We start from the raw sequence: 25,265 nt of genomic DNA, 5'->3' as shown, positions 1-25,265 counted from the left end.
CTTTTATTAATTTGAAAATTTAATGATTTGAGAATTTGAAAATGAATCTTCAAATCTTCAAATTGATTAATCTTCAAATCAATTCGTGGAGAATATCGGAGTCGAACCGATGACCTCCTGCGTGCAAGGCAGGCGCTCTAGCCAGCTGAGCTAATCCCCCGTTTTCCAGTGTTCAGTTAACAGTTTTCAGTTAACAGTACTTCAAACGGTTACTCAACCTCTAGAATTTCCTTTTTAAGCATTTCAGTAGTCCCGGGCAGACTCGAACTGCCGACCCCTACATTATCAGTGTAGTACTCTAACCAGCTGAGCTACGAGACTCTGTAATTATGCTTATCTTTTTTTTTGAACTAACAGCGAGAGTAATACTAATCTCTTTTCCTAAAATCAATTCCCCTTTAACGTCTCTAGAAAGGAGGTGTTCCAGCCGCACCTTCCGGTACGGCTACCTTGTTACGACTTAGCCCCAGTCACTAGTTTTACCCTAGGCAGCTCCTTACGGTCACCGACTTCAGGTACCCCCAGCTTCCATGGCTTGACGGGCGGTGTGTACAAGGCCCGGGAACGTATTCACCGGATCATGGCTGATATCCGATTACTAGCGATTCCAGCTTCACGGAGTCGAGTTGCAGACTCCGATCCGAACTGAGAACGGTTTTATAGATTCGCTCCTACTTGCGTAGTGGCTGCTCTCTGTACCGTCCATTGTAGCACGTGTGTAGCCCAAGGCGTAAGGGCCGTGATGATTTGACGTCATCCCCACCTTCCTCACAGTTTACACTGGCAGTCTTGTTAGAGTTCCCGACATGACTCGCTGGCAACTAACAACAGGGGTTGCGCTCGTTATAGGACTTAACCTGACACCTCACGGCACGAGCTGACGACAACCATGCAGCACCTTGAAAAACGTCCGAAGAAATATCTGTTTCCAAATACGTCGTTTCCCATTTAAGCCTTGGTAAGGTTCCTCGCGTATCATCGAATTAAACCACATGCTCCACCGCTTGTGCGGGCCCCCGTCAATTCCTTTGAGTTTCAAACTTGCGTTCGTACTCCCCAGGTGGGATACTTATCACTTTCGCTTAGTCACTCAGATTGCTCCAAACAACTAGTATCCATCGTTTACGGCGTGGACTACCAGGGTATCTAATCCTGTTCGCTCCCCACGCTTTCGTCCATCAGCGTCAATCAACTGTTAGTAACCTGCCTTCGCAATTGGTATTCCATGTAATATCTAAGCATTTCACCGCTACACTACATATTCTAGTTACTTCACAGTAATTCAAGTCTAACAGTATCAATGGCAGTTTGATCGTTGAGCGACCAGATTTCACCACTGACTTATTAAACCGCCTACGGACCCTTTAAACCCAATGATTCCGGATAACGCTTGGATCCTCCGTATTACCGCGGCTGCTGGCACGGAGTTAGCCGATCCTTATTCTTACGGTACCGTCAGGCTCCTACACGTAGGAGTGTTTCTTCCCGTACAAAAGCAGTTTACAATCCATAGGACCGTCTTCCTGCACGCGGCATGGCTGGTTCAGACTTGCGTCCATTGACCAATATTCCTCACTGCTGCCTCCCGTAGGAGTCTGGTCCGTGTCTCAGTACCAGTGTGGGGGATCTCCCTCTCAGGACCCCTACCCATCATCGTCTTGGTAAGCCGTTACCTTACCAACTAACTAATGGGACGCATGCTCATCTTTTACCGTTGGAACTTTAATATACCAAACATGCGAATGATATATACTATGAGGTATTAATCCAAATTTCTCTGGGCTATCCCTCTGTAAAAGGTAGATTGCATACGCGTTACGCACCCGTGCGCCGGTCTCAAAGGAGCAAGCTCCTTCTACCCCTCGACTTGCATGTGTTAGGCCTGCCGCTAGCGTTCATCCTGAGCCAGGATCAAACTCTTCATCGTAGATTTTTGATTTTTTTTGACTCGGGTTCTAGCTTAATTCTAATCGATTCAATTAGCCTTACTCTCTCTTATTTTGCTGTCAATCCAATATGTCTATGAACTTGTCTTCTCTATTCTTACCAACCTCTCTCGGTTAGCGGGTGCAAAAGTAAAACTCTTTTTTTAATTAGCAAATACTTTCGCAATTTTTTTTCGAAATCTTTTACCTCAATCCCGAACCCCAATTCTTCCGTTTTGGGAGTGCAAATATAGAAACCTATTCCCTCTTATTCCAAATTTAAAATCACCTTTTTTTTATCTTTTTTTCTATCGGCTTGTTTCCAACTACTTACAACGCCACTTTTTTCTACCCAATACCGCAAAACAACCCTCCTATGGGCTTATTCGCTGCTTTTAGCCTATAATTCCTTTGAAAAATTCACTTGGAAAAAAGTACCTTTTGTTCATAACACTGATTTTTTTCGAGAAATTAAATCTGAAAAAAAAGCGAACTTCTTCACTCGGTTGCCTAAAAAAAGGCTTTATAAATTGGCATTTCCCACTTTAGCCCCGATCGAAGCGGCATCCTGACCATGGCCCCAAGCCATGGGCAGATACAGCGAAGAGCGGGAAGGCAATTCATTAGTACTATAAATGGGGGCTCCAAGAAAAAAACACTACCTTATATATAAGGATATGGTTTTAATCAAATCGAATGGTTTTGGAAGGGACAATTCGGGTAATAATATAGGAAGGCAATAATAATACGATTAAACAAATGAGTATGGTGCCGACGTTGAGCGCAAGTATGTGAAGCGGATTAATGGCAACTGGAGCAACGGTGACATAATAACTTTCGGGGTTGAGATGAATGACTCCGAAAAATTTCTGTATGGACAATAGCAATAAGGCCACGCCATTCCCCCAAAGCAAACCGCGTACGATTAAATGAAAAGCATTGTAGAGGAAGATTTTCCGGATGGACCAATTGTTGGCGCCCATCGATTTTAGAATTCCGATCATTTGGGTTCGCTCTAAGATCAACACCAACAAGGCTACCACCATATTAATGGTTGACACCACAATCATCACTATTAAAATAATCAAGATATTGGCATCAAACAAAGTGAGCCAGTCAAAGATGTAATAGTATTTTTCGGTTATGGTTTCTGAATTCAGGGTGGAAGAGGTTTCGTCATAAACTTCTTCCCCTTTTTGGGCGATTTGGTCAAAATCGGATACAAACACTTCGAAGGCCCCTACTTCATCAGGACGCCAATGGTTGATGCGCTGCACCTGACGGATATCTCCAATCAAATACGCCGAATCAAATTCTTTGACTCCCGAATTATAAATTCCCGAAACGACAAATCGGCGGGCTTTGGGCAATTTGTTCTGACCTTGAGCAAAAAAGAAGGTGTTGAATTTACTCCCGACTTTCAATTGCAGTCGATTGGCTAGAAACTCGGAGATCAACACTTCATTGGAATAGGCACCCGACATAGATGGGATCTTACCAGCGACAAGGTACTCTGACAACACATCCCAGCGGTAGTCTTTTCCTACTCCTTTATATATTATCCCTTCGAACGAAGAAGCGGTACGAATAATCCCGGCCTTGGCGGCAACGGCTTGTACATGATCGATGCCTTGCACATTTTTAAAACGGGGATAGAATTTTTGATGTATCGAAATCGGATCGGTACTTACATCCGACTCATTCCCATTGAATCCAGAGATAATAATATGTCCGTTGAACGCCGCAATCTTATCACGGATTTTCTGTTGGAGTCCGACCCCCGTCGACACTGAAATCAGCATCATAAACATACCCAATGCAATTGCAATGGTTGCAATTTTTATAATTGGCGCGGAAATACTACTTTTATCCCTCTTGGAAGCCGTAAGTCGTTTTGCTATGAAAAATTCTAAATTCAATCCTATGTGTAATTGGGTGCTCAAAAATACTGTTTTATTCTTGGTTTTGCTAATGGTTTCGTGTGGTAGTGCACAAAACAAAACCGCAGTAACCGAAAAACCAAAACCAACTAAAAAAGAAGTGTCGACAACAGACTTTCTAACAGGTATACGAACAGGGGCAGAAAACACCAAAGCTTACATCGGCTTATTGAAAAATAAAAAAGTAGGCATCGTGACCAATCAAACAGGAACCTTTAGAACGTTTGAAGTCGTTCAGGCTAGCTCAAGTTTGACACAAAACCCTGGCGCTTATACCGAAACAATACATTTGGTCGATTTTTTATTGAGGCAAAACATCAAGCTTACCAAAATATTCGCTCCGGAGCACGGCTTTCGCGGCACTGCCGATGCGGGCGAACATATTGTAGACGGCAAAGACACCAAAACGGGTTTGCCGATTATTTCTTTATACGGGAACAATAAAAAACCGAAACCCGAGCAATTGGCCGGAATTGACATTATGGTTTTTGACTTGCAAGACGTTGGCGCGCGTTTTTACACTTACATTTCCTCCTTACATTATATTATGGAAGCTTGTGCTGAAAACCATATTCCGTTGCTTGTTTTGGACCGACCCAATCCGAATGGCGGTATAGTGGACGGGCCTGTTTTGGAAAAGGAACACAGCAGTTTTGTGGGCATGCACACGATTCCTGTTCTTCACGGAATGACCATAGGTGAATATGCCCAAATGATTAATGGAGAAAAATGGTTGAAAGACGGGAAACAATGCGAACTTACTGTGATTCCCTGCCTGAATTACAAACGGGATATGGAATACAGCTTACCCGTTCGGCCTTCGCCCAATTTACCCAATGACCAATCCATAAATTTATATGCAAGTTTGTGCTTCTTTGAAGGCACGAATGTAAGTGTGGGTCGGGGCACCGATTTACAATTTCAAATCTACGGTTCGCCCTTCCTCAAAAACATGCCTTTTCGATTTACGCCTCAACCCAATTTAGGTGCCAAAGAGCCTATGCACAAAGGGCAACTTTGTTATGGAGAGGATTTGTCGATGGTTAAAAAAGTGAATCGCCTTGAATTAAAATGGCTTTTGAAAGCGTATGCGAACACTGAAGATAAAACCAAATTCTTCAATGATTTTTTCACCAAATTAGCGGGAACAAAACAGTTGCGCCAACAAATTGAAGCAGGACTGACCGAAGACGCGATTCGGGCAACTTGGCAAAAAGACCTGGAAGCCTTTAAAAAAATGCGTCAGCCTTATTTATTGTATTAGGCCAAGCGGCGTTCCATCAGATGTTTGAGGAGTTTAAAACTAAAAAACAGCGCGTAAAAAATACTAGTTAGCAATCCGAAGACGATAACCGACATGCAAAAAATTTCTAATCCAAAAGAAAGCTTACTAGGGTTGGGCGCATCGGTATCGATATAGGCCCCAAATAAAGTGAGAGCCAATCCTACCGCATAAATCCCAAGAAGGATAAATACATGTCGCATAACTAAGGGTGTTTTTTACACAACGAAAACGACAGAAAAATATTACTTCACGGGAATTCTTTTTTTCATTTCCTCGACAATATTGAAAGCTGCCGGACAAATGGACACGTTCTGCAAGGTCAAATTCGCGATTTGATAAAACTTCGTGCGATCCGTGTGCGGGTATTCCCGACAAGCTTTGGGACGCACCTCATAAATCATGCAATAATTATCCGCATCCAAAAACGTACACGGTACACTTTTCAACACATAATCGTTATCTTCATCAATGCGTAAATAGTGATCTATAAATTGCTGCGGCTTTTGGCGAAAATGCTTCGCAATCCGTTCGATATCGGCTGAAGTAAATAAAGGCCCCGTAGTTTTACAGCAATTGGCGCATTGCAAACAATCCGTTTTTTTGAATTCCCGTTCATGCAATTCCTGCATTTGGTAATCCAAATCGCGCGGCGGATTCTTTTTGAGTTTATCAAAATACTTTTTGTTCTCACTCTGGCGCTCTTTCGCCAATTTCGCTAATTCGTGTAATGCTGGTTTCACCATTGTACGGTATCTTTGTGCAAAAATACAATCATGTTGGATTTATTCGGCCAAGCCATCCTCGATTTTTATACCCAAAACAATCCACAACCCTTACTTACGGAAACTTCGATTTCTGAAGAAGACGAAATGGACGTAGCGTATTTGTTTCGTACGTTTAAAAATATGCCCAAAATCGAGCAAAAAGCACTCCAACTCGCCAAAGGAAAAATTTTAGACATTGGTGCAGGTGCGGGTTGCCATGCTTTGTATCTTCAACAAAAAGGAATGGAGGTAACGGCATTGGACCAATCTGCCCATGCTATTGAAGCTTGTCGATTGCAAAATATTCAACACTGCGTACAAAGTTCGTTACTTGATTACAAGTCCGAAACTCAATTTGACACGTTGCTATTACTCATGAACGGTACAGGAATTTTTGGCAAACTGAACCAAACCGCCACGTACCTTCAGAAATTAAAATCCCTTTTGAGTCCGGGCGGCCAAATTCTAATTGACAGTTCGGACCTGATTTACATGTTTGATGAAGACGAAGACGGCGGACGATGGATTCCCGATACCGGTTATTATGGCGAACTCGAATTTACGCTCCATTACAAAGGGCAAAAAGAGCAATTCCCGTGGTTGTATTTGGATTACAATACGCTACAAAACGCGGCCTTGGCCAACGGTTTCCATTGTGAATTGGTCGCCGAAGGCAAAAATTACGATTATTTAGCGCGGTTGACGGTTTAATTTTTGGGCAGCAATTCCGGCTTTCCGCTGTATCCCTCCACTTCGTTGCGGGGATGCCGCTTCAATCCGGGCTGCAAATCTATATTTCAATCAAATCCGTGGTTTGGATAATATCCCATAAGGCAGCATACAACGTATCCAAATCGGCAATCGTATTGTATGCATTAATTGAAAACCGCACATACACACCATCATTCAAGGGCATCACCGGAATTTGAATGTGGTATTTCGAATACAACACTTCTTTCAACTCCATCGGTTTTGACGTACACACTGGAATACTCGCCATCTGACCCAAAAATTCTTCGGTTACGGGGCAAAGGGGCTGACTGTTTAACAGCTTACAAAATCGTGGATACTGTTCAATTACCATAGCACGACAGGCTTTGGCCTGCGTTTCCCAATCGTTATCCTTTAAAAACTGAATCACTTGAGGCGTACATAAGTACGTTGAGTGATCATTGGTTCCTTGGTATTCGTGGTAATCCAAAAATTGACTTTCACTGGGAAACAAACTTTCGTAGCCCCAACTTACAATTAACGGATCGAGGTCGGCTTGAAACTCCTTTTTCACATACAAAAATGAACTTCCTTTGGGGGCTAACATCCATTTGTGCAGCGTTCCCGTGTAATAATCGGGATTGAGTTCACGCAAATTTAACGGAATATGACCCGGCACGTGTGCGCCATCAACGATAGTAATTAATCCGAGTTCTTGCGCTTTGTCACAAATTTCTTTGACGGGAAAAATAAGTGCGGTCGAACTCGAAATTTGATTGATAAAAACCACTTTCGTTTTGGAGGAATACCCTTTCCAGAAATCTTCCAAGATTTGTTCTTTGGATGTAATGGGCAAGGAAATATTTTGGCGGATGTATTTCGCTCCAGATTTCTTACAATAAAAATTCCACGTACGATCCATCGCCCCATATTCATGATTGGTGGCTAATATTTCGTCACCCGGTTGCAATTGCAAACTGTGCATGATGGTATTGATGGCCTGTGTTGGATTAGGTGTAAAGAAAAAATCAGACGTATCGCAACCGATAAATGCAGCCATGGGTTCTTTGGCTGCTTTTAAATATACGGGCAATTTTTTCTGAATAAAATGCACGGGATCGGCTTCCATCTCGCGTTGCAAATTGACTTTGGCCTCAAACACGGGTTGAGGCGTGGCACCAAACGATCCATGATTTAAAAAAGTAATCGCTGGATCCAATAAAAAATGTGATTTCATAGCATTTGGTCAAAAAAAATCCCAAACAAACTGTTCGGGACTTTCTTATTTTTCATGTTGTATTATTGCATGTATTTCATCATTAACGCTTGCAAGTCCGTTTGAATATCCATCATACTCTCTTGCGACTTTTGGTTAACTTCTCCTGCTTTTTCCTTCATTTTTTTTCCCACTGGGCTATTATAAAAGGCTTTCATTGCTTTGATGTCTTCTTTGGTATATACTTGCATATATACTTCAGCTGTTTTTTCGTTTACTTTTTTCATCAATGCATCAAATTCCACGATAAAAGCAGCGCGTTTTTCTTCAGCTACTTGACCTACAATTTGATCGCGGTATGAGTTTAACATATTTCCTGACCCGCTGGCTTCAATTACTGCTAAACATTCTTTTTTAAAAGCCTCGTCTACAGCTGGTTTAGCCGCCTCTTGAGAAAAACCTAAAGTTGATACGCAAACAAATGCGAAAGTGAAAACTAATTTTTTCATTGTCTATTTTATTAATTGTTATAAATGTAGTGTTTTTACATTTAAATCTTTTAGTCGCTAAAAAATTTTTTTTGTTACGATATCAACTGGAATACTGAATCTACCCTTTATTACTAATTTTAATAGGAAGGGTATAACTGCATCGCACGGGCTTGCCTAATTGGTGTCCAGGCTTCCATAGCGGCGATAGTTTTAAGACACGGATGGCTTCATCCCCTGTTCCATAGCCAATATCTCGGAGCACTTTCATTTCGGTTAACGAACCATCTTTTTCAATCACAAAGGATACAATTACAGTACCATTCAAACCCGGCACTTCAGGAGTTCGGTAGTGCTTTGCAATCAACTTATAAAATTCATTGGGTCCACCTGGATATTCGGGTTTAGCTTCAATGCCACTAACATTATAAATGTCGTCGTCTTGTTTAACATCTGTTTTTGGCGCTTCATATTGGGGCATAAAAACCACTTTGCTCTGACTTTGCAATTCAGACCGATTAATGCTGGCCAATGTATACGACATCATTTTCGTTTTCACTTCCCATTTACCCGCTTTGAAGGTTAGCTTTTTTTCCACTTTTGTAATGAGGTCGGGCGACATTCCTTCTCTACTCCATTTGGGAGAAGTTGGAATGGTCGTATAAAGCTGTTGGGCAATAGCTTCGTGCGTATTGTAAAGTACTGTTGGATATTTGACCGAACCGTCTTCATCAATATAAAATTGAATCGTAAACCGGTATTCTAATGAAGTATCCCAAGCCACTCCAGATTGTTTCTCTAAAAAATCTTCAAAGGTAGGCCACTTCGTAGTAGGAAACACGGGCATCTTCGGCGGTTGCATCGGTTGAGCTAGGATTACTCCTGTTACTATACACGCCAAAAACAACAATACATTTTTCATATTAGGGTATATTTAAATACTTATGTGTCTGTAAAGATACGCGCCATTTGGGATGTTGCATCACATAATCCACAATCATCGGCGTCACGATTTCTTTTTTGCTCCACTCGGGTTGCAAAAACAATACGGCATTGCCATTGACTTTTTCGGCTTGTTCTTCGGCGAAAATGAAATCGTGTTTATTGTGAATAATCACTTTTAATTCGTCGGCTGCAGCATAAGCAGCATCAACCGGCAGTCGGTTTTTTTTGGGAGAAAGACAGAACCAATCCCAATCGCCTGTTACGGGATAACTCCCTGAAGTTTCTATATGCACGCGTAAATTGGCTTCTTTCAAACCTTTTGTTAACGCAGTCATGTCCCACGTTAAGGGTTCGCCCCCCGTCACCACTACCGTATCGGCATAGGATTTTGCGTTGGAGACAATCTGATCAACTGCTGTAGGCGGATGCAAATCGGCGTTCCAACTTTCTTTTACATCACACCAATGGCAACCCACATCACAACCGCCAATGCGCACAAAATAGGCCGCTGTACCGGTATGGAATCCTTCCCCTTGAATGGTGTAGAATTCTTCCATCAACGGAAGCATCAAACCTTTGTCTACGGCTTGTTGAATTTCTTTGGCTAACATAACAAACTATTTATCGCGGATGTAAATATCAATAGGCACGCCAGTAAAGTTCCAGTTTTCACGGATTTTATTTTCCAAGAAACGCTTGTACGGATCTTTTACATACTGGGGTAAATTGGCAAAAAATACAAATTGCGGCACTGGTGTGGGCAACTGCATACAGTATTTAATTTTGATGTATTTCCCTTTTAATGCAGGTGGCGGGAAATTTTCAATCAAGTTCAACATGTATTCATTGAACTTTGACGTTTGAATGCGTTGTTTTCTGTTTTCGTAAACCTCGACAGTGGCTTCCAACGCTTTTAACAAACGCTGTTTCGTTAATGTCGAAGTAAATAAAATCGGCACATCGGTAAATGGCTCTAATTGTTTGCGAATGCGCAATTCGTATTCGCGCATGGTCATGGTTTCTTTTTCCACCAAATCCCATTTATTGACCAAGATGATGATTCCTTTGCGGTTTTTTTGAGCCAACCAGAAAATATTTTGGTCCTGACTCTCAAATCCGCGGGTGGCATCAACCATTAAAATACACACATCACTGTGTTCGATAGCGCGCACGGAACGCATTACGGAATAAAATTCCAAATCTTCTTTCACTTTGGCTTTACGACGAATTCCGGCCGTATCCACTAAGTTAAAGTCGAAACCAAACTTGGTAAAACGCGTATCGATTGAGTCGCGAGTTGTTCCGGCAATATCGGTTACAATATATCGATCTTCACCAATCAAGGCATTGATGAACGAGGATTTTCCGGCATTGGGACGCCCCACTACACAAAAACGTGGCAATTGCTCTTCCTCATCGGATGTTTCTGGTAATTCGGGTAATACTTCTACCAATTTATCCAGCAATTCTCCGGTTCCACTTCCGTTCATTCCCGAAAGGGTGAAGTATTCTCCAAGACCAAGATTATAGAATTCGTAGGCATCTTTTTCGCGGCTAGCCGAATCTACTTTGTTCACAGCTAGTAAAACGGGTTTGGTCACTTTGCGCAACAACTTGGCCACTTCTGCGTCCATGGGAGTGATTCCTTCTTCAACATCTACCACAAAAATGATGGCATCAGCTTCATCGATAGCTAATTCGACTTGTCGGCGAATTTCTGCTTCAAAAATATCCTCAGAACCTTTGATGTAACCACCGGTATCGATAACCGAAAATTCTTTTCCGTTCCATTCGCTTTTTCCGTAGATACGGTCACGGGTTACACCGCTCACCGAATCAACGATCGCTTCTCTTCTTTGAATGAGTCGGTTGAAGAATGTAGACTTTCCTACATTGGGTCTTCCGACGATGGCAACAATATTGTTCATACGTATTCTAAATTGGGATGCAAAGGTAATAAAGTTGGGTGGAGCATTCTAATTTTTTGTATCTTAGTTCGTACCAATCAAACAAATAAACTATGGAAAACGAACATGCGGTCCAACTTCGGTTGCGATTTTACAAGGACGTTCCGGAGGCGGTAACGGAAATTCGCTCCAAATTTGAGCAATTCAAAACGGCATGTCCGGCCGATTATTCCATCAAAGTGAACGACACGCACATTTGGTTTCATATCGTGGGTGCGCAGAAACAATATTACTCACCCCATTTGCATTTGCAGTTAGAAGAACATCGGGAATCGGGCACGCATATTCGGGGATTGTTTGGTCCAGATCCGACATTATGGACTTTGTTCATGTTTTTGCATTTTGTGGTGGCGGGTATCTTTTTAATTTTTGGGATGATGGCGTATTCGAACTACACGATGAAATTACCCATTTTCTGGAATATCTTGACCATGGGAATAATGGTTGGCGTTTGGTTTATGCTGTATGTGGTTGCCCGTCAAATACGGGAACGCGGCTTGGACCAAATGCATGAACTGGAAGCCTTAATGGAAAAGGCACTTCAATAAAAAACAAAGTTTGGATTTTAGCCCCGATAGAGCCGGCATCCACGTAGCGATAGCGAAGTGATACAGGCGAAAGCGGGAAGAAACTTGAAAAAAAATGGGCACGTGTGCTCCTATTTTTGATTATAGCCAAAACGGCGCAATTGAAAAGCATTGCTGCGCCAATCCTTATTGATTTTGACAAAGATTTCGAGATAAACTTGTTTACCAAAAAACTTCTCCATGTCTTCACGCGCCATGATACCCACTTTTTTAAGGGCTGCGCCTTTGTGACCGATGATAATACCTTTTTGGGTTTCGCGTTCGACCATGATTAAGGATTTGATGCGAATGATGTTTTCTTCTTCTTTGAATTCTTCCGTTTCGACTTCGACCGCATACGGAATCTCTTTATCATAGTTCAATAAGATTTTCTCGCGAATGATTTCATTCACAAAAAAACGTTCCGGTTTATCGGTCAACGCGTCTTTGGGATAATACGGCGGTGAATCGGGAAGCAGGGTTAGTATGCGATCAAAGACTTCTTGTACATTGAAATTTTGCAAGGCGGAGATGGGAAAGATTTCGGCATTAGGCACTTTTTCTTGCCATAAAGCCACTTGTTCTTCGAGTTGTTCCTGATTGGATTTGTCGATTTTATTCAACAGCAAAAGAACGGGGATTTTGGCGTGGATAATTTTATTGAAAAAGGCTTCATCTTTAAGTTCTTTTTCACCGATTTCGACCATATACAACAAGACATCGGCATCTTCAAAAGCGGATTTCACAAAGTCCATCATGGAATTTTGCAACTCGTAGGCGGGTTTAATAATTCCTGGCGTATCCGAAAGCACGACTTGGAAATCATCTCCATTGACAATCCCGAGAATGCGATGGCGCGTGGTTTGTGCTTTGGAAGTAATAATCGACAAACGTTCACCAATGAAAGCATTCATTAGTGTTGACTTTCCTACATTGGGATTTCCGATGATGTTTACGAAACCGGCTTTGTGTGACATGGTAATGGGATTAAATAAAAAAACCCAGCAGTTGCTGGGTTCTTAGTAGCGGGAACAGGACTCGAACCTGTGACCTTCGGGTTATGAGCCCGACGAGCTACCTACTGCTCTATCCCGCGCTGTTCGGGTGCAAATATACAACTTATATTTAAAATACAAGTCGAAATTAAAGATTTTAATTACAGGATTTTTTTAAACGAACAAACCCCGTGAGACACAGGGTTTTTCGACTTGGATATAGGGAAAAAAATTATTCTTCTTCTGCGATTGCAGTATCTCTATCTGCTTTGATGGACAAGTTAACCGCTAAACCTTGCTCGTTAATCATGGTCATGTTCATCATATCTTTGCTATACATTTTCTTAGTTACAAATCCGTTGAACTTGTTGTAGGAAATATTCATAGCCGTAAGGTTGTTCATTTTTTCAATCTCAACTGGAATACGACCGTTCATTTGATTATCAAATAAACTCAAGGTTTCCAATGAAGTAAGATTGGCAATTTGAGGTTTTAAGCTACCTGATAACTCATTGCTGTTTAATTCTAACGTACGCAACCCTTTCAAGTTGTATAATTCGGCTGGAATCTCACCCGTCAAACGATTGTTGTACAAGGAAACAACTTGCAACTGTGTTAATTTTCCGATTGAAGCTGGAATAGTACCGGTCAAGTTGTTCATGAATAAGGTCAATTCTTTAAGAGAAACGGCTCCTGAAATTTCAGCAGGAATTTCACCTGACATTTTATTGAAGGATAAATTCAATACTTGAAGGTTTTTTAACTGCCCTAAAGTAGCAGGAATAACCCCTTCGATACTATTTTTAAACAACACTAAGGATTGTAAGTTTTTTAAATCGCCTAATTTAGCGGATAAAGTCCCGGATAAATTATTGTCAGAAAGATCAATGGCAACTACTTTATCATTTTCTACTTTTACACCGTACCAGTTGGCAACCGGTTTAGTCACGTCCCATTTATTGGTCCACTGGGCACCATTGGTAGATTTGTTTAATTCTAATAATGCTTTTTTCTCAGAGTTGGAAACTTCAGCAAAAGCATTGACTGACAAAACTAATAAAGCAACAAGAGTAGATAATCGTTTCATGGTTATTTTGATTTGGTGCTGTAAAAATACATTGTTTTGTCGTTTATAAGCAAATAAAATCGATGAAATGCATTTTAAGATTCGATTTTGTGATTATAAATAGTCTTTTTCTTACAAACATCGACAAACTACAACTTTTGTATGTTAAAAAATTGTAGCTTTGGTATACTAATCAAAATCTAAACAAACTATGGAACTAGAAATGAATTGGCTAGCCATTCTATTGGCTGCTTTATCAACACTTGTCATGGGATTTATTTGGTACAATCCCAAAACCTTTGGAAACATTTGGATGCGCGAATCGGGCATGACCGAAGAAAAAATGAAAGGGGCTAACATGGCCTTGATTTTTGGAATGTCAATTGTGTATGCATTTATGATTTCTTTAATTATTAATGTACTCACCATTCACCAATGGGGTGCATTGGGCATGGTTGGCGGTGATGCAAAAGCAGCATTACCTTCGTATGCGGCTTTTATGAATGATTATGGAACGGCATTCCGAACCTTTAAACACGGTGCATTACACGGATTTATCTCTGGTTTATTTTTAGCACTACCCGTTATTGGCACCAACGCTTTATATGAAAGACGTTCGTTTAAATATACTTTAGTAACGGGAGGCTTTTGGATTGTATGTTTCACGATTATGGGAGGCATCATCTGTGGCATGCCAAAATAAATCCTTAACATTTTATTATCAAACAATCGCTCTACATTTGTGGGGCGATTTTTATTATGAGTTCGAAACTTCACTTTACCATTTTCACAAAAACAACTGAATTACCTTCAAATTGGGATGAAGTGGCGCATGATAATGCCTTCTTACAAACTCCCTATTTAAGTGTTTTAGAACAATCGGCGCCCACCAATATGGAATGTTTTTTTATTGGGATTTTTGAAGGAGAAGAACTGATAGGCGTTTCATTAGCTCAATATTTAAATGTCGACAAGCTGATTTCTTTTGGAGAACGATTGCATTGCATGAAAACCCGCGTTCGGAATTTTGCTTTTCGTCAATTTGCCTCCCATGTTTTGATCATTGGAAATAATATGATTACGGGACAAAATGGTTATGCGTTTTCCAAATCGATTAACTTCAATGACATCAGTATCCTTTTACGCGCCATGGCGGATGAAATCATTCAGTATTTTAAAAAGAAATGCATTCGTATCCATTTGGTGTCGTTCAAAGATTTTTATGAAGAATGTGCTACAGAATTAAAGCAGCATCAATTTAAATCCTTGTTTGGGTTTACGGTTCAACCCAATATGATTTTTTTGTTGCGATCGGAATGGAAATCCATGGCGGATTATGTGGAATCGCTTTCCAAAAAATACCGCGACCAATACAAGCGTTCGCACAAAAAATACGAAGGAATTGAATGTTTGGAATTAACGTGGGAGCAAATTCAGCAAAATGAATCGCGTCTCTACGAATTGTATTATCATGTTGCACTCAATGCCTCTTTCAACACGTTTTTCTTAGCCCCAAATCATTTTAGTACTTTTAAAAAACAATGTGGCGATCGATTCAAATTATTTGGGTATTACTTTGAAGGTAAATTGGTGGGATTTCATACGTTATTGTTGAATGGAAAAACATTGGAAACCTATTTCTTAGGCTACGACGCTTCCCTTCAAAAAGAGAAAATGCTGTATTTGAACATGCTTTACAACATGACCGAATTTGGAATTACCCATCAATTTGAACGCATCATCTATGGCCGTACAGCGATGGAGATTAAAAGTTCGATAGGCGCCTCACCCATACCTATGCACGGCTTTATGTACCACACCCAACCTTTAATCAATCGATGTGTGCCGCAATTATTCAAGAACTTAGAACCACCTGTAGCTTGGGAGCAACGCCATCCGTTTAAAGAGGTTTAAGAAAAAGCTTCCAATTCCATTTGAATGGTTTCCCATTCTTCAAGCAATTGATCCAATTCCCGTTTCTTTTTTTCATAGGCACTAAAGAAATTGGCATCCTCAATATGTTTGTCATAATTATCAGCTAGTGCTTTGTCATCGTGTTGAATGTCTTTCTCCAATTGCTGAATCATTGACTCTACTTTACTCAGACGGTTCTGCAATGTTTTTGCTTTTTTCTGATCCTCATAGGAAAGACTCTTAACCGCTTTGGTTTCTGGAGCTGGTTTGGATTCCACTTTCACCATATCTTTTTGTTCGAACTCCCGCATATTTTGTGCGTTGCGTTGTTCCAAGAAGAAATTAATATCTCCGAGATATTCTCTAATTTTTGTATCCTTGAATTCATAAACGATATTCGCCATGCCTTGTAAAAAATCACGGTCGTGGGAAACGATCAGCAAGGTTCCTTCATAAAGTTGCAAGGCTGCCTTTAATACATTTTTGGACTTAATATCCAAGTGATTGGTGGGCTCATCCATTAATAATACGTTTATCGGCTGTAATAACAAGCGGCATAAAGCCAATCGATTGCGTTCACCACCGGAAAGCACTTTGACTTTTTTCTCAACATCATCCCCACGGAATAAGAAAGCGCCGAGCATGTCTCTCACTTTGGAGCGGTTGGCGTCTGTAGCGGCTTCTAGCATGGTGTCGAGTAATGTTTTTTCACCATCCAAATGATCAGCTTGGTTTTGGGCAAAATAACCCAATTCCACATTGTGCCCTAATTTGATGGTTCCTTCATAGGGAAATTCATCCACCATGGCTTTGATAAACGTAGATTTTCCTTGACCGTTTTGGCCCACAAAAGCAATCTTACTTCCGCGCTCCACCATTAATGAGATATCTTTTAAAACCTGCTTTTCGCCAAAAGCTTTAGAAACATGTTCGGCTTCAATGACCACACGGCCTGGAGTTTTAGATACCGGAAATGAAATGGCCATTACGGCATTATCGTCTTCATCGACTTCGATGCGTTCTACTTTATCTAATTTTTTAATCAGCGATTGTGCCATGGAAGCTTTAGTCGCTTTATACCGGAAACGCTCGATTAACTTTTCTGTCTCTTCAATTTTCTTTTGTTGATTGCGTTGTGAAGCCAATTGCTTTTCGCGGATATCTTCGCGCAATACCAAATACTGCGTATACGGTTTATTATAATCGTAAATTTTACCCAATGAAATTTCGATGGTACGGTTGGTTACATTATCCAAAAACATTTTATCGTGGGAAACAATGACCACTACTCCCGGAAATGTTTTTAAGAAATTCTCCAACCAAATGATACTTTCGATATCCAAGTGGTTGGTCGGCTCATCCAACAACAACACATCATTGGACTGCAATAATAACTTCGCCAATTCAATTCGCATGCGCCATCCCCCTGAAAACGTTTCGGTAGGATTATTGAAATCTTCGCGTTTGAAACCGAGTCCGAGTAAAATCCGTTCCGTATTCCCTACATAATTGTAACCATCCAACAATTCAAATCGATGGGTGTAATCCGAAAGGTCTTCAATTAATTGTGAATACCCTTCACTTTCATAATCGGTTCGTGTGGCCAACTGTTCATTGATGGATTCTAGTTTACGTTCAACGTATTTTATCTCTTCGAATGCTTCATAAGCTTCTTCAAGCACGGTTCGTCCTTTTTCAAAATCAATATCCTGACGCAAAAATCCCAATTTAATATCGCGTTCTGTGGCAATGGTTCCACTATCGGGTTTGATATCTCCGGAGAGAATTTTCAGCATGGTTGATTTACCGGCTCCATTTTTGCCCACTAATCCGACGCGATCACCCGACCCTAATCGGAACGTTACTTCTTCAAACAAATAGGTTCCACCAAAGGAAACCGATAAATTATGGATATTGAGCATAAAAAAATGTGACTTTAGTTACATGAGAAAGATAAGCGAAATCTTACCTTTGCTTAAAATTTTTGCAAATGTTAAAAAAAGGCTGGAAAATCAATAGTATTTTAACAGGAAGTTGTCCTCGTTGTCAAGAAGAAAATATGTATGTAGAGAAAAACCCCTACAAACTCAAGACAATTTATGATATGCATGAAGAATGCAGTCACTGCCATTTACATTATGAAATTGAACCTTCGTTCTTTTATGGTGCTATGTATGTTGCATATGCCGTTTCTATAGCGTTTGGCGTTGCCATTTTTGTGATTACTAAATTATTTCTGGGATTGTCTACCAAAGTTTCATTCATCTCATTGGGTATTGGCATTTTGGTTTTAATGCCGGTAACTGCTCGAATTGCGAGAAACATATATATCAATCTCTTTGTCAACTACGATAAGGATTGGAAGGAACATTCTTAACGCGCTTAATATCAATATAGGGATCCAATGGGGTCCCTTTTTCAATATGTTCAAATAAGGCTTTGGCCATGGCCGGACCCAACATGACGCCTCGCGTTCCTAAACCGTTTAACACATGAAGGCGATCAAAATCGGGATGCGTCCCTACTAAAGGTCTGCGGTCTTTCACTGTGGGTCGAACGCCCGCATAGTGTTCTATAACTTCATAGTCGCATTGTAAAAAAGAATCCAAATCCTCCAGGAGTTCTTTTCTTGCTTCTTGTGTCTGAATTGCTGTTTTATCTTCCCAATTGTAAGTAGCTCCTACTTTGTATAAATCTTCCCCTACAGGTAATACAAAAACTCCAGATTTGATGATTTGTTCCAATTTTAAATCAGGTGCTTTAATAAGCAGAAGTTCCCCTTTGGTTCCATCAAGCGGCAAATAGTTGAAAAAGGGATTTTGATGCACGCCAAAGCCTTCTGCAAAAATGATGTGTTGTGCTTGTATTTCGCCATAGGTTACATCCTTATCTCTAATTTGTAATTGAGAATAATCCAATCGTTCTGACCGGAACTGTTGGCTACATTCTAATAATTTGATATACTTATTCACTAAAGTAGTCGTATCCACATAACCACAATGCAAGACATGACCAAATCCAAGGGGTGCATTAATATTTGAAATCTTGGTTTGTAGTAACGTTGTGGAAAGAAAAGGGGTCAAATTGGGTTTGTCTGCCGCAGTGAACCAATTGTTCTGTTCCTCTACGGAGTGAAAAATACGATATAATGGTAATGGAAAATCAACTGTATCCTGTATATCTGATTCTATTTGCTTATAAAAAGGTACTGCTAAATCAAGTTGTTCTTGCGCTTGCCAAACTGCGCTGAAGCGTTTTAAAACTACTGGATTATAGAGTCCGCCAGCTATACGCGATGAATTTTGTGATTCATCACTAATCACTATAAAGGTTTTATTGTTTTGGCGACAAAACTGTGCAAAGGCGATACCCGCTAAACCCGCTCCTACTATGAGATAATCTACTTTCATGGTCAAAAAAAAACTCCCACCAAAGGTAGGAGTTTTCTATGTTGTTGATTGAAAAACTTTTTAGTAGTTCCACATATCTTGTTCAAAGTTGCGGATTTTTTCTTTCACACGTTCCGCTTCAAGAAGTTGCGTTTGTGCATTGTCTTTCATATAATCTTGAATCGTACGGTCACCATATACGTTTTCTTCTTTATAAATCACACCATTGAATCGGCGCGTATTTAGCAAATGGTCAAACGTAATGGGCATGGCCGAATTTCGATCGTTGAAAGCTTTTGCATCATGCAACAATCCTCGAACAGATGGGAAGTATACCCAAAATAATTCGATAGGATCATTATTACCTCTCGCTTTATCACGTGCTTCTACTGCTAAGGGACAAATAGCCATTAAACGGTATTTTAATTCACTCTGACGTTTGTCAAAATACCAAAATCCTTTTACTTTATAACCCGATATATCAGAAGCATCCAATTCAGTTTCATTAATAAACTGTTTATCCAAAACCTTTCTACCCGATTTATAATCATCGTAATAGTTGTTGATTTCGTCTTTACCAGCATCAGTAGTATCAATAAATTTGAACACTGATTCCATATCTTTCAACGTTTTCTTGGTATTGAAATAGTCATCACCGTAAACTTCGGTAATCTTTCCATCTTTAATACCTTTCAACAAGACAGCGAATAAAGAACGACGATCTTTCCCAACGAAGGCTGTATCTACTGGATAATATAATGGAAAATTGATACGTTCATCCAAATCAATTTGTTCCCAAATCATTTTACCCATTAATACATCACGATCGTGAACATAACCGTAAGGTAGCGGTTTGTCATTATCGGATTCCAACTGAGCAGCCGTTTTTTTACCGATTTCATCCGGAGTTTTGGCATTCAATAAATTCGATTGCGCAGAAACTGTAGTTCCTAACACTCCGATGGCAATTAATAAAAGGTTTTTCAATTTCATTTTAATTCAGTTATTTATGATACAACGGCTTTAATTAAGCATTATTGTATTTCGTAGATTGCTGGAGCAGCAGTTTTAACATCAATTGATCCTGCACCATCTACTTTGGACTTGATATCTGAAATAGTAACTTGGTCACCTTTAGATACTCTTGCTAAAGCAGCAATACATTGTGGACTTAAACGATCACCATTAACTACGATAGAAGCTTGTCCTGGTACTTTGAATACAAATTGAGTTACACGGAATTTCAAGTCATATAAGAAGTCTGGCAATACTGCAGAAATCTGTGACGCTTGTAAACGTGATTTAGCACCTTTTTGAACACCTGGAGTACCTCCAATTGCACCTAGTGGAGCAGGGATGTTTTTGATACGGAATACTTTTCTATCTGTTACAGATTTACCGTCTGTCATTTTACCAGTAACATTGATAACTACTTCAGTTCCTGCACCTGGATTTAAATCGTATTTTCCTTTACCTAAATTTTTCAATCCAGCAGCTGTAGCTGTTACATTGTTATCCGAAATACCCGCGATAGAAATAGTCATTGGGTTAGGTAAACCACGGTAAACCACATTCATCTTATCTGCAGAAATGTTAGCATTGTTTGGACGAGGAACTACCACGTATTTCCCTTCGAAAGGTAAATTAACTGGTTTACCGTCTTCCATGAAAGTAAAGCTTCCGTTTAAGTTTTGCTCACCAATGCTACCAGCTGTAGAACTGATTACTGCTTGACCGTTTACAATTTTACCAGGACCTTTGAAACTAGCTACTTTTACGTTCTCATCGTATTTACCGATAACCACTTTACCTGTAACTTGTTCTCCTTGGAAATAAACGTTTTTGTCTAAAGCAACAATCGCTTGGAAGTTTTTCAACGACATCGTTTCGATAGCCGCTTTACCTAACAAAATTTGATAGATATCCGCTTCTGCTTTCTTGATGTCATTTTGCGTTAACGCTAATTTGGATAGAGTTGCCACTGCTGGGAAACCTTTAAAGTGATAATCTAAATATTTTTTAGTTACCCCTTCACCATCTTTAACGTCTTTAGTGCTGAATTTAGCATCTAATTCGCGAACAATTGGAGTCAATTTTACATTTTCTCCCAATACCGCTTTCATGTCTGCTAAATATTTAGCAAAAGCACCTACAATTTCATTTCCTTTTGGAGAATACCCATCACCTTTGAACCATTTCTCGTCAATGTTTGACTTATCCATGGCTTCATAAGGTAATTTACCTGTTTTCTCATCCAAAGGGAAATCTTTCGTGATTTCACCTTTTACATTTTCTAAATATTCGTAGAATGTTTTTGAAATTTCTTTAACACGATTCGCTTGATCTAATGCTGCTTTAAAGTTTGCATTTTCTTCAGCTTTCGATGCTAAAACTTTCAACATATCTTCGTTGGCTTTTTTAGCACCTGCGTTAACTTCTTCAAATTTTTCGTCCATCAAACCGAACGCCGAAAGAACCTCTTTCGACATGTTCAATGCCAACATCGCGATGAAAACCAAGTACATCAGGTTAATCATCTTCTGTCTAGGGGTTAATTTTCCTCCTGCCATTTCTTCTAATTAGTTTTAATTCGTTAAAATAAATATGAGCGTTTAAAACTAATTATCGGTTGCTCATTGCAGTTAACATACCACCGTATACAGAGTTTAATGACTGTAAGTTGGATGCTAATGATTGCATTTGATCTTTTAATTTTAAGTTATTTTCAGCAACTTCGTTGTTGATTTGAGCATTTCTCTCAGCTGCTTGCAATTGAACTTGGTATAAGCTATTCAATGTTTCTAATTGCGTAGCCGCTTTCGTCATTTCTTCAGCATATTTTTTAGTTGAAGCTACAGAATCCACAGTTGGAGAAATTGCTTTAGCAGCTCCTTCAAAGTTTTTGATACTGTTTCCTAAGCTAGCCATCAATTCACCATCGATTTTAGCTTCTTTTAATAAGTTATCCAATTTTTGAGATAACATACCTTGTGCTTCAGCTGGGCTTTCTTTTTTCTCACGAGCTTTAGCTTGACCACCTGCTAATTCAGGATAAACTAAAGACCAGTCTAATTCTTTTTCAGGAGCATCAAAAGCAGAAAGACCGAAGATCAACGCTTCTGTACTTAATCCTACGATAAGCATCAAACTAGCACCTGGCCAGTGCATCAATTTGAATAACGCTCCAACGATTACAACAGCTGCACCCATACCATAGGTGAAATTCATAACTCTAGGTGGTAATAGTCCCATAATAATAATAATTTAGTTAGTTAAGTTTAATATAATTAAGTTAGTTAATATACAAATTTGATTAGCGTCTTCCTTTACCTGCGTTACCGGTTACTTGCGTACCCATGTAATCTTGAACAGTACGGAATCCGATGTAACTTCTAGCTGTATCTTGGTATTCGAAATCACGTGTACCTACTTGTAGGAAATAAGCAACATCTTTCCAGGAACCTCCACGAACTACCTTACGCTTGTTTGAAGTATCCGGCACGTTAGGGTTCATCGTAGAAACGTATTCGTAAGCAGCCGCGTCATACGATGAATCTGTCCATTCTGCTACGTTTCCTGACATATTATACAAGTTGTAACCGTTTGGTTGGAATGATTTAGCTTCCACTGTGTAAAGTGCTTGGTCAGCAGCGTAATCTCCACGGTTAGGTTTAAAGTTAGCCATAAAACAACCTCTGTCATTTTTAGCATAAGGACCTCCCCAAGGATAAGTCGCTGATTCTAGACCACCGCGAGCAGCATATTCCCATTCTGCTTCGGTTGGTAAACGGAAAGAGTTCACTAAATCTCTTCCTTTTTTCTTTGACTTGATATACACATTCTTATTTAATGTTCTCCAAGCACAAAATGCTTTCGCTTGCTTCCAGTTCACACCCACTACAGGATAATCCCCATACGCTTGGTGCCAGAAGTAATCATTGTGCATTGGTTCATTGTACGAATATGCAAAATCTTTAATCCATGTTGTTGTATCTGGATAAACTGGCGTTTTCTCGTTACGGATGAACTTACTACGCTTACCCACTTTTGCTTTTGCAGCCGCTTGAATATCCATCCATGAATAACGGAAAACCAATTTATTCACATCGATAGTACGCAATCCATTATAGGATTCTGTAGCTGGTAAATACATAGAATCCATTACTTCTACGTAATACTCATCTGGATATTTCTTAGTATCTGTGATTAATTTTACTTTACGATTTAATCGTCTACCCGCATACGGATCATCAGGGGTTCCCACGCTGTAGTAATTCTCATACATGTATTTATCGTATGGCGTCATTTTAGCAGGATCTTGATCGTTGAAAGCAAAGTCACCTATACTTCCACCGCCTTTTCCACCTTTACCAGCACCTGGCTTCACCCCTACTTCATCAGCAAGAATAGCTAAACGCACACGAATAATGGAATCTTTAACCCATTCTACGAATTGACGGTACTCACTATTGGTAATTTCAGTTTCATCCATATAAAAGGAACGAACTGTAACCGTTTTAGTAGGCGCATCTTGTACATTGGCTAAATCGTCATCCGACTTACCCATGATATAAGCTCCTCCTGGAACTAATGTCATTCCGTAAGGTTTCTCTGGATGCCATTTCTTACCCTTTACTCCTACTAATTCGCCCTTGTCACTGGACTTTCCACAGCTAGCTAACAGAGTTAATACAGATGCAAACGCAATGAACTTCTTCATATAATTTGGGTTAATTTATGTTATTTTTTTTGAGGCCGTAAACCTATCTATAATTTTTGAAAAAAACAATTATTTATTTCTTAAATTTTGATACGCAATCCAAAAATACAATTTAACTTGAATCCACAATGGGATTTTGTCGATAAAATGCATTTTTTAATCGCTAAATTGCAAAAAAGCGCTTTTTTATATTATTTTTCTTACAATTATTATCTAAATTTACTACAGAATACTTTTTCGTTGTGCCTTCCACCAGCGTTCAGGGAATTCTTGGTTGCAAGCCGCCAAATAGTCTTCGTGTGTACAAGGCATTAACGTATTTTTATGAAGCTTATTGTGCACATTTGAAAAAAATGGAACTTCGATCCACCAACGGTCGGTTTTATTGCTTTTGAAAAACACAATTTCCTCTTCTTCGAAAGGCACTATGTATTTTAAATAATGCTCTCTGCTTCCAAATGGGTACTCGTTTGACCGATAATTGACACCTTCAATAAAGTACCAAATAATTTGTGCAATCAACGGTGCTTCTTGTCGCGTAGCTTGATGATTAAAAATACCGAAAGCACTTACTTTATCACTAATCCCCGCATAACGTGCTAAGGCACAAATCTCTTTCCCATTAAATCCGTTAGGTTGAAAATTGATGAAATTCCCAGAATCAGCTGATTTTACTGCTGTCAAATCCAAACTTACCAAATCTGCATCTCTGAATACTGGCTCTGCAATGGCGATATTATTACAAACTTCGCCCAATCGGTAGGCATCGAAATATAATTTTTCAACCAAATCAATTTCTTCTTGCGAATTATAATAGGTTTGAAACCCCACATTACTATAATTAAACAGATTTGTAGGTTCTTCAACAATCATTTTTGACAAATAGGATAAAGCTGGAATAGTATCGTCTTGCTTTCCAAAGTCGAAACGATTATCAATGGAAACCAAATTCACCATTTGTTCCAAATCGTCATACCCGCGGTAAACGGCATAGGTAAGATCCTGCGAACCGCCAATTACAATGGGAATCACTTTGTTTTTTAACAACCTGGAAATAACTTTACTCACTGCAAAATAGGTGTCCTCTGGAGAATTCCCCGGATTAATATCGCCCATATCGGCAATGGTTTTGTTCCAATTCCCCGGAAAAAGTCGGTACAACTCCAAACGAATCTCCGACAAATCTTCGTGTTCTACATAAAACTGTGAACCTCTATTTTCAGGAACTCCTACAATAGCAATATCTACTTTTTGGATATCGGGAAATTCTTCTTGGGTATGAAAAACAACTTTACTCGATAAATGTTGTGATGATAATCGTTTGATATCAATCACTAAATCAGTATCTAGCGGAGAGAGAAAGTCAAATTCCAT

General features: G+C 39.7%; 23 protein-coding genes, 3 tRNA genes and 1 rRNA gene. 6 read left to right on the top strand and 21 right to left on the bottom strand.

Annotation, left to right across the window (positions count from 1 at the left end):
• Positions 1-86 precede the first annotated feature (86 nt).
• The 4 genes from OLM45_RS05550 to OLM45_RS05535 all read right to left on the bottom strand — a co-directional run bounded on the left by OLM45_RS05550 (position 87) and on the right by OLM45_RS05535 (position 3,844).
• Positions 87-160 (bottom strand) — tRNA-Ala (locus OLM45_RS05550).
• A gap of 87 nt (positions 161-247) precedes the next feature.
• Positions 248-321: transfer RNA gene (locus OLM45_RS05545), tRNA-Ile, on the bottom strand.
• Positions 322-411: 90 nt separating this feature from the next.
• Positions 412-1,927, bottom strand: a 16S ribosomal RNA gene (locus OLM45_RS05540).
• A gap of 681 nt (positions 1,928-2,608) precedes the next feature.
• Positions 2,609-3,844 (bottom strand): ABC transporter permease, encoded by a 1,236-nt coding sequence (locus OLM45_RS05535; RefSeq protein WP_264512641.1) that lies wholly within the window; start codon positions 3,842-3,844, stop codon positions 2,609-2,611.
• On the opposite strand from OLM45_RS05535, the gene OLM45_RS05530 reads away from it, so the two are divergent.
• Entirely contained in the window at positions 3,825-5,129 is a 1,305-nt protein-coding gene (locus tag OLM45_RS05530) for a DUF1343 domain-containing protein (RefSeq protein WP_264512639.1), read from the top strand. The genes OLM45_RS05535 and OLM45_RS05530 overlap by 20 nt on opposite strands.
• On the opposite strand, the gene OLM45_RS05525 is transcribed toward OLM45_RS05530, so the two are convergent.
• Both OLM45_RS05525 and OLM45_RS05520 read right to left on the bottom strand, forming a co-directional pair.
• A complete protein-coding gene (locus OLM45_RS05525; protein ID WP_264512637.1) occupies positions 5,126-5,350 on the bottom strand; it encodes a hypothetical protein in 225 nt (74 codons plus the stop codon). The genes OLM45_RS05530 and OLM45_RS05525 overlap by 4 nt on opposite strands.
• Positions 5,351-5,392: 42 nt before the next feature.
• Positions 5,393-5,893: a YkgJ family cysteine cluster protein gene (locus tag OLM45_RS05520; protein WP_413614193.1), complete on the bottom strand. Its 501-nt coding sequence runs from the start codon at positions 5,891-5,893 to the stop codon at positions 5,393-5,395.
• A 30-nt stretch (positions 5,894-5,923) separates the two neighbouring features.
• Between OLM45_RS05520 and OLM45_RS05515 the strand changes: the two genes are divergently transcribed.
• Entirely contained in the window at positions 5,924-6,625 is a 702-nt protein-coding gene (locus OLM45_RS05515; protein ID WP_264512635.1) for a class I SAM-dependent methyltransferase, read from the top strand.
• Between the two features lie 79 nt (positions 6,626-6,704).
• On the opposite strand, the gene OLM45_RS05510 is transcribed toward OLM45_RS05515, so the two are convergent.
• The 5 genes from OLM45_RS05510 to der all read right to left on the bottom strand — a co-directional run bounded on the left by OLM45_RS05510 (position 6,705) and on the right by der (position 11,202).
• Positions 6,705-7,862, bottom strand: a complete 1,158-nt coding sequence (locus OLM45_RS05510; protein WP_264512633.1) for an aminotransferase class V-fold PLP-dependent enzyme — start codon at positions 7,860-7,862, stop codon at positions 6,705-6,707.
• 62 nt (positions 7,863-7,924) lie between these two features.
• Positions 7,925-8,350 carry a DUF2059 domain-containing protein gene (locus OLM45_RS05505; protein ID WP_264512631.1) on the bottom strand — a complete coding sequence of 142 codons (426 nt, stop codon included), beginning with the start codon at positions 8,348-8,350 and terminating at the stop codon, positions 7,925-7,927.
• Between the two features lie 100 nt (positions 8,351-8,450).
• A complete protein-coding gene (locus OLM45_RS05500) occupies positions 8,451-9,251 on the bottom strand; it encodes an energy transducer TonB (RefSeq protein WP_264512629.1) in 801 nt (266 codons plus the stop codon).
• A gap of 1 nt (position 9,252) precedes the next feature.
• Complete coding sequence (locus OLM45_RS05495; protein WP_129459835.1) at positions 9,253-9,885, bottom strand: 7-carboxy-7-deazaguanine synthase QueE; 633 nt, start codon at positions 9,883-9,885, stop codon at positions 9,253-9,255.
• Positions 9,886-9,891: 6 nt separating this feature from the next.
• Positions 9,892-11,202 carry a ribosome biogenesis GTPase Der gene (gene der / locus OLM45_RS05490; protein ID WP_129459836.1) on the bottom strand — a complete coding sequence of 437 codons (1,311 nt, stop codon included), beginning with the start codon at positions 11,200-11,202 and terminating at the stop codon, positions 9,892-9,894.
• A 92-nt stretch (positions 11,203-11,294) separates the two neighbouring features.
• Between der and OLM45_RS05485 the strand changes: the two genes are divergently transcribed.
• Positions 11,295-11,789: a hypothetical protein gene (locus OLM45_RS05485; RefSeq protein ID WP_129459837.1), complete on the top strand. Its 495-nt coding sequence runs from the start codon at positions 11,295-11,297 to the stop codon at positions 11,787-11,789.
• A 110-nt stretch (positions 11,790-11,899) separates the two neighbouring features.
• On the opposite strand, the gene era is transcribed toward OLM45_RS05485, so the two are convergent.
• From era to OLM45_RS05470, 3 genes are all read right to left on the bottom strand, one after another.
• A complete protein-coding gene (gene era, locus OLM45_RS05480) occupies positions 11,900-12,784 on the bottom strand; it encodes a GTPase Era (protein WP_264512627.1) in 885 nt (294 codons plus the stop codon).
• A 46-nt stretch (positions 12,785-12,830) separates the two neighbouring features.
• Positions 12,831-12,903, bottom strand: a tRNA-Met gene (locus OLM45_RS05475).
• A 131-nt stretch (positions 12,904-13,034) separates the two neighbouring features.
• A complete protein-coding gene (locus tag OLM45_RS05470) occupies positions 13,035-13,889 on the bottom strand; it encodes a leucine-rich repeat domain-containing protein (protein ID WP_264512625.1) in 855 nt (284 codons plus the stop codon).
• 190 nt (positions 13,890-14,079) lie between these two features.
• Here OLM45_RS05470 and OLM45_RS05465 point away from each other — a divergent pair, with 190 nt between their 5' ends.
• Positions 14,080-14,571, top strand: a complete 492-nt coding sequence (locus tag OLM45_RS05465) for a DUF1761 domain-containing protein (RefSeq protein WP_264512623.1) — start codon at positions 14,080-14,082, stop codon at positions 14,569-14,571.
• 56 nt (positions 14,572-14,627) lie between these two features.
• Positions 14,628-15,782, top strand: a complete 1,155-nt coding sequence (locus OLM45_RS05460; protein WP_264512621.1) for a GNAT family N-acetyltransferase — start codon at positions 14,628-14,630, stop codon at positions 15,780-15,782.
• On the opposite strand, the gene abc-f is transcribed toward OLM45_RS05460, so the two are convergent.
• The gene (gene abc-f / locus OLM45_RS05455) at positions 15,779-17,704 is read right to left on the bottom strand and encodes a ribosomal protection-like ABC-F family protein (RefSeq protein WP_264512619.1); all 1,926 of its coding nucleotides are present in this window, start codon (positions 17,702-17,704) and stop codon (positions 15,779-15,781) included. The genes OLM45_RS05460 and abc-f overlap by 4 nt on opposite strands.
• A gap of 68 nt (positions 17,705-17,772) precedes the next feature.
• Between abc-f and OLM45_RS05450 the strand changes: the two genes are divergently transcribed.
• Positions 17,773-18,159 (top strand): DUF983 domain-containing protein, encoded by a 387-nt coding sequence (locus OLM45_RS05450; protein WP_129459843.1) that lies wholly within the window; start codon positions 17,773-17,775, stop codon positions 18,157-18,159.
• Here OLM45_RS05450 and OLM45_RS05445 read toward each other — a convergent pair.
• The 6 genes from OLM45_RS05445 to OLM45_RS05420 all read right to left on the bottom strand — a co-directional run bounded on the left by OLM45_RS05445 (position 18,125) and on the right by OLM45_RS05420 (position 25,265).
• Positions 18,125-19,192: an NAD(P)/FAD-dependent oxidoreductase gene (locus OLM45_RS05445; protein ID WP_264512617.1), complete on the bottom strand. Its 1,068-nt coding sequence runs from the start codon at positions 19,190-19,192 to the stop codon at positions 18,125-18,127. The two genes, OLM45_RS05450 and OLM45_RS05445, sit on opposite strands and share 35 nt — an antisense overlap.
• 60 nt (positions 19,193-19,252) lie before the next feature.
• Entirely contained in the window at positions 19,253-20,164 is a 912-nt protein-coding gene (gene gldN, locus OLM45_RS05440; RefSeq protein WP_129459845.1) for a gliding motility protein GldN, read from the bottom strand.
• A 41-nt stretch (positions 20,165-20,205) separates the two neighbouring features.
• A complete protein-coding gene (gene gldM, locus OLM45_RS05435) occupies positions 20,206-21,741 on the bottom strand; it encodes a gliding motility protein GldM (protein WP_264512615.1) in 1,536 nt (511 codons plus the stop codon).
• A 52-nt stretch (positions 21,742-21,793) separates the two neighbouring features.
• The gene (gldL, locus tag OLM45_RS05430) at positions 21,794-22,423 is read right to left on the bottom strand and encodes a gliding motility protein GldL (RefSeq protein WP_264512613.1); all 630 of its coding nucleotides are present in this window, start codon (positions 22,421-22,423) and stop codon (positions 21,794-21,796) included.
• Positions 22,424-22,484: 61 nt separating this feature from the next.
• Complete coding sequence (gene gldK / locus OLM45_RS05425; protein ID WP_129459848.1) at positions 22,485-23,891, bottom strand: gliding motility lipoprotein GldK; 1,407 nt, start codon at positions 23,889-23,891, stop codon at positions 22,485-22,487.
• Positions 23,892-24,113: 222 nt separating this feature from the next.
• Positions 24,114-25,265 (bottom strand): formimidoylglutamase, encoded by a 1,152-nt coding sequence (locus tag OLM45_RS05420; RefSeq protein ID WP_264512611.1) that lies wholly within the window; start codon positions 25,263-25,265, stop codon positions 24,114-24,116.

The sequence above is a fragment of the Flavobacterium sp. N1719 genome (assembly GCF_025947045.1).
GTDB classification, from domain to species: Bacteria; Bacteroidota; Bacteroidia; order Flavobacteriales; family Flavobacteriaceae; genus Flavobacterium; species Flavobacterium stagni.
Note: the sequence above shows the minus strand (reverse complement) of the source record. Positions and strands in the feature narration are given on the sequence as shown.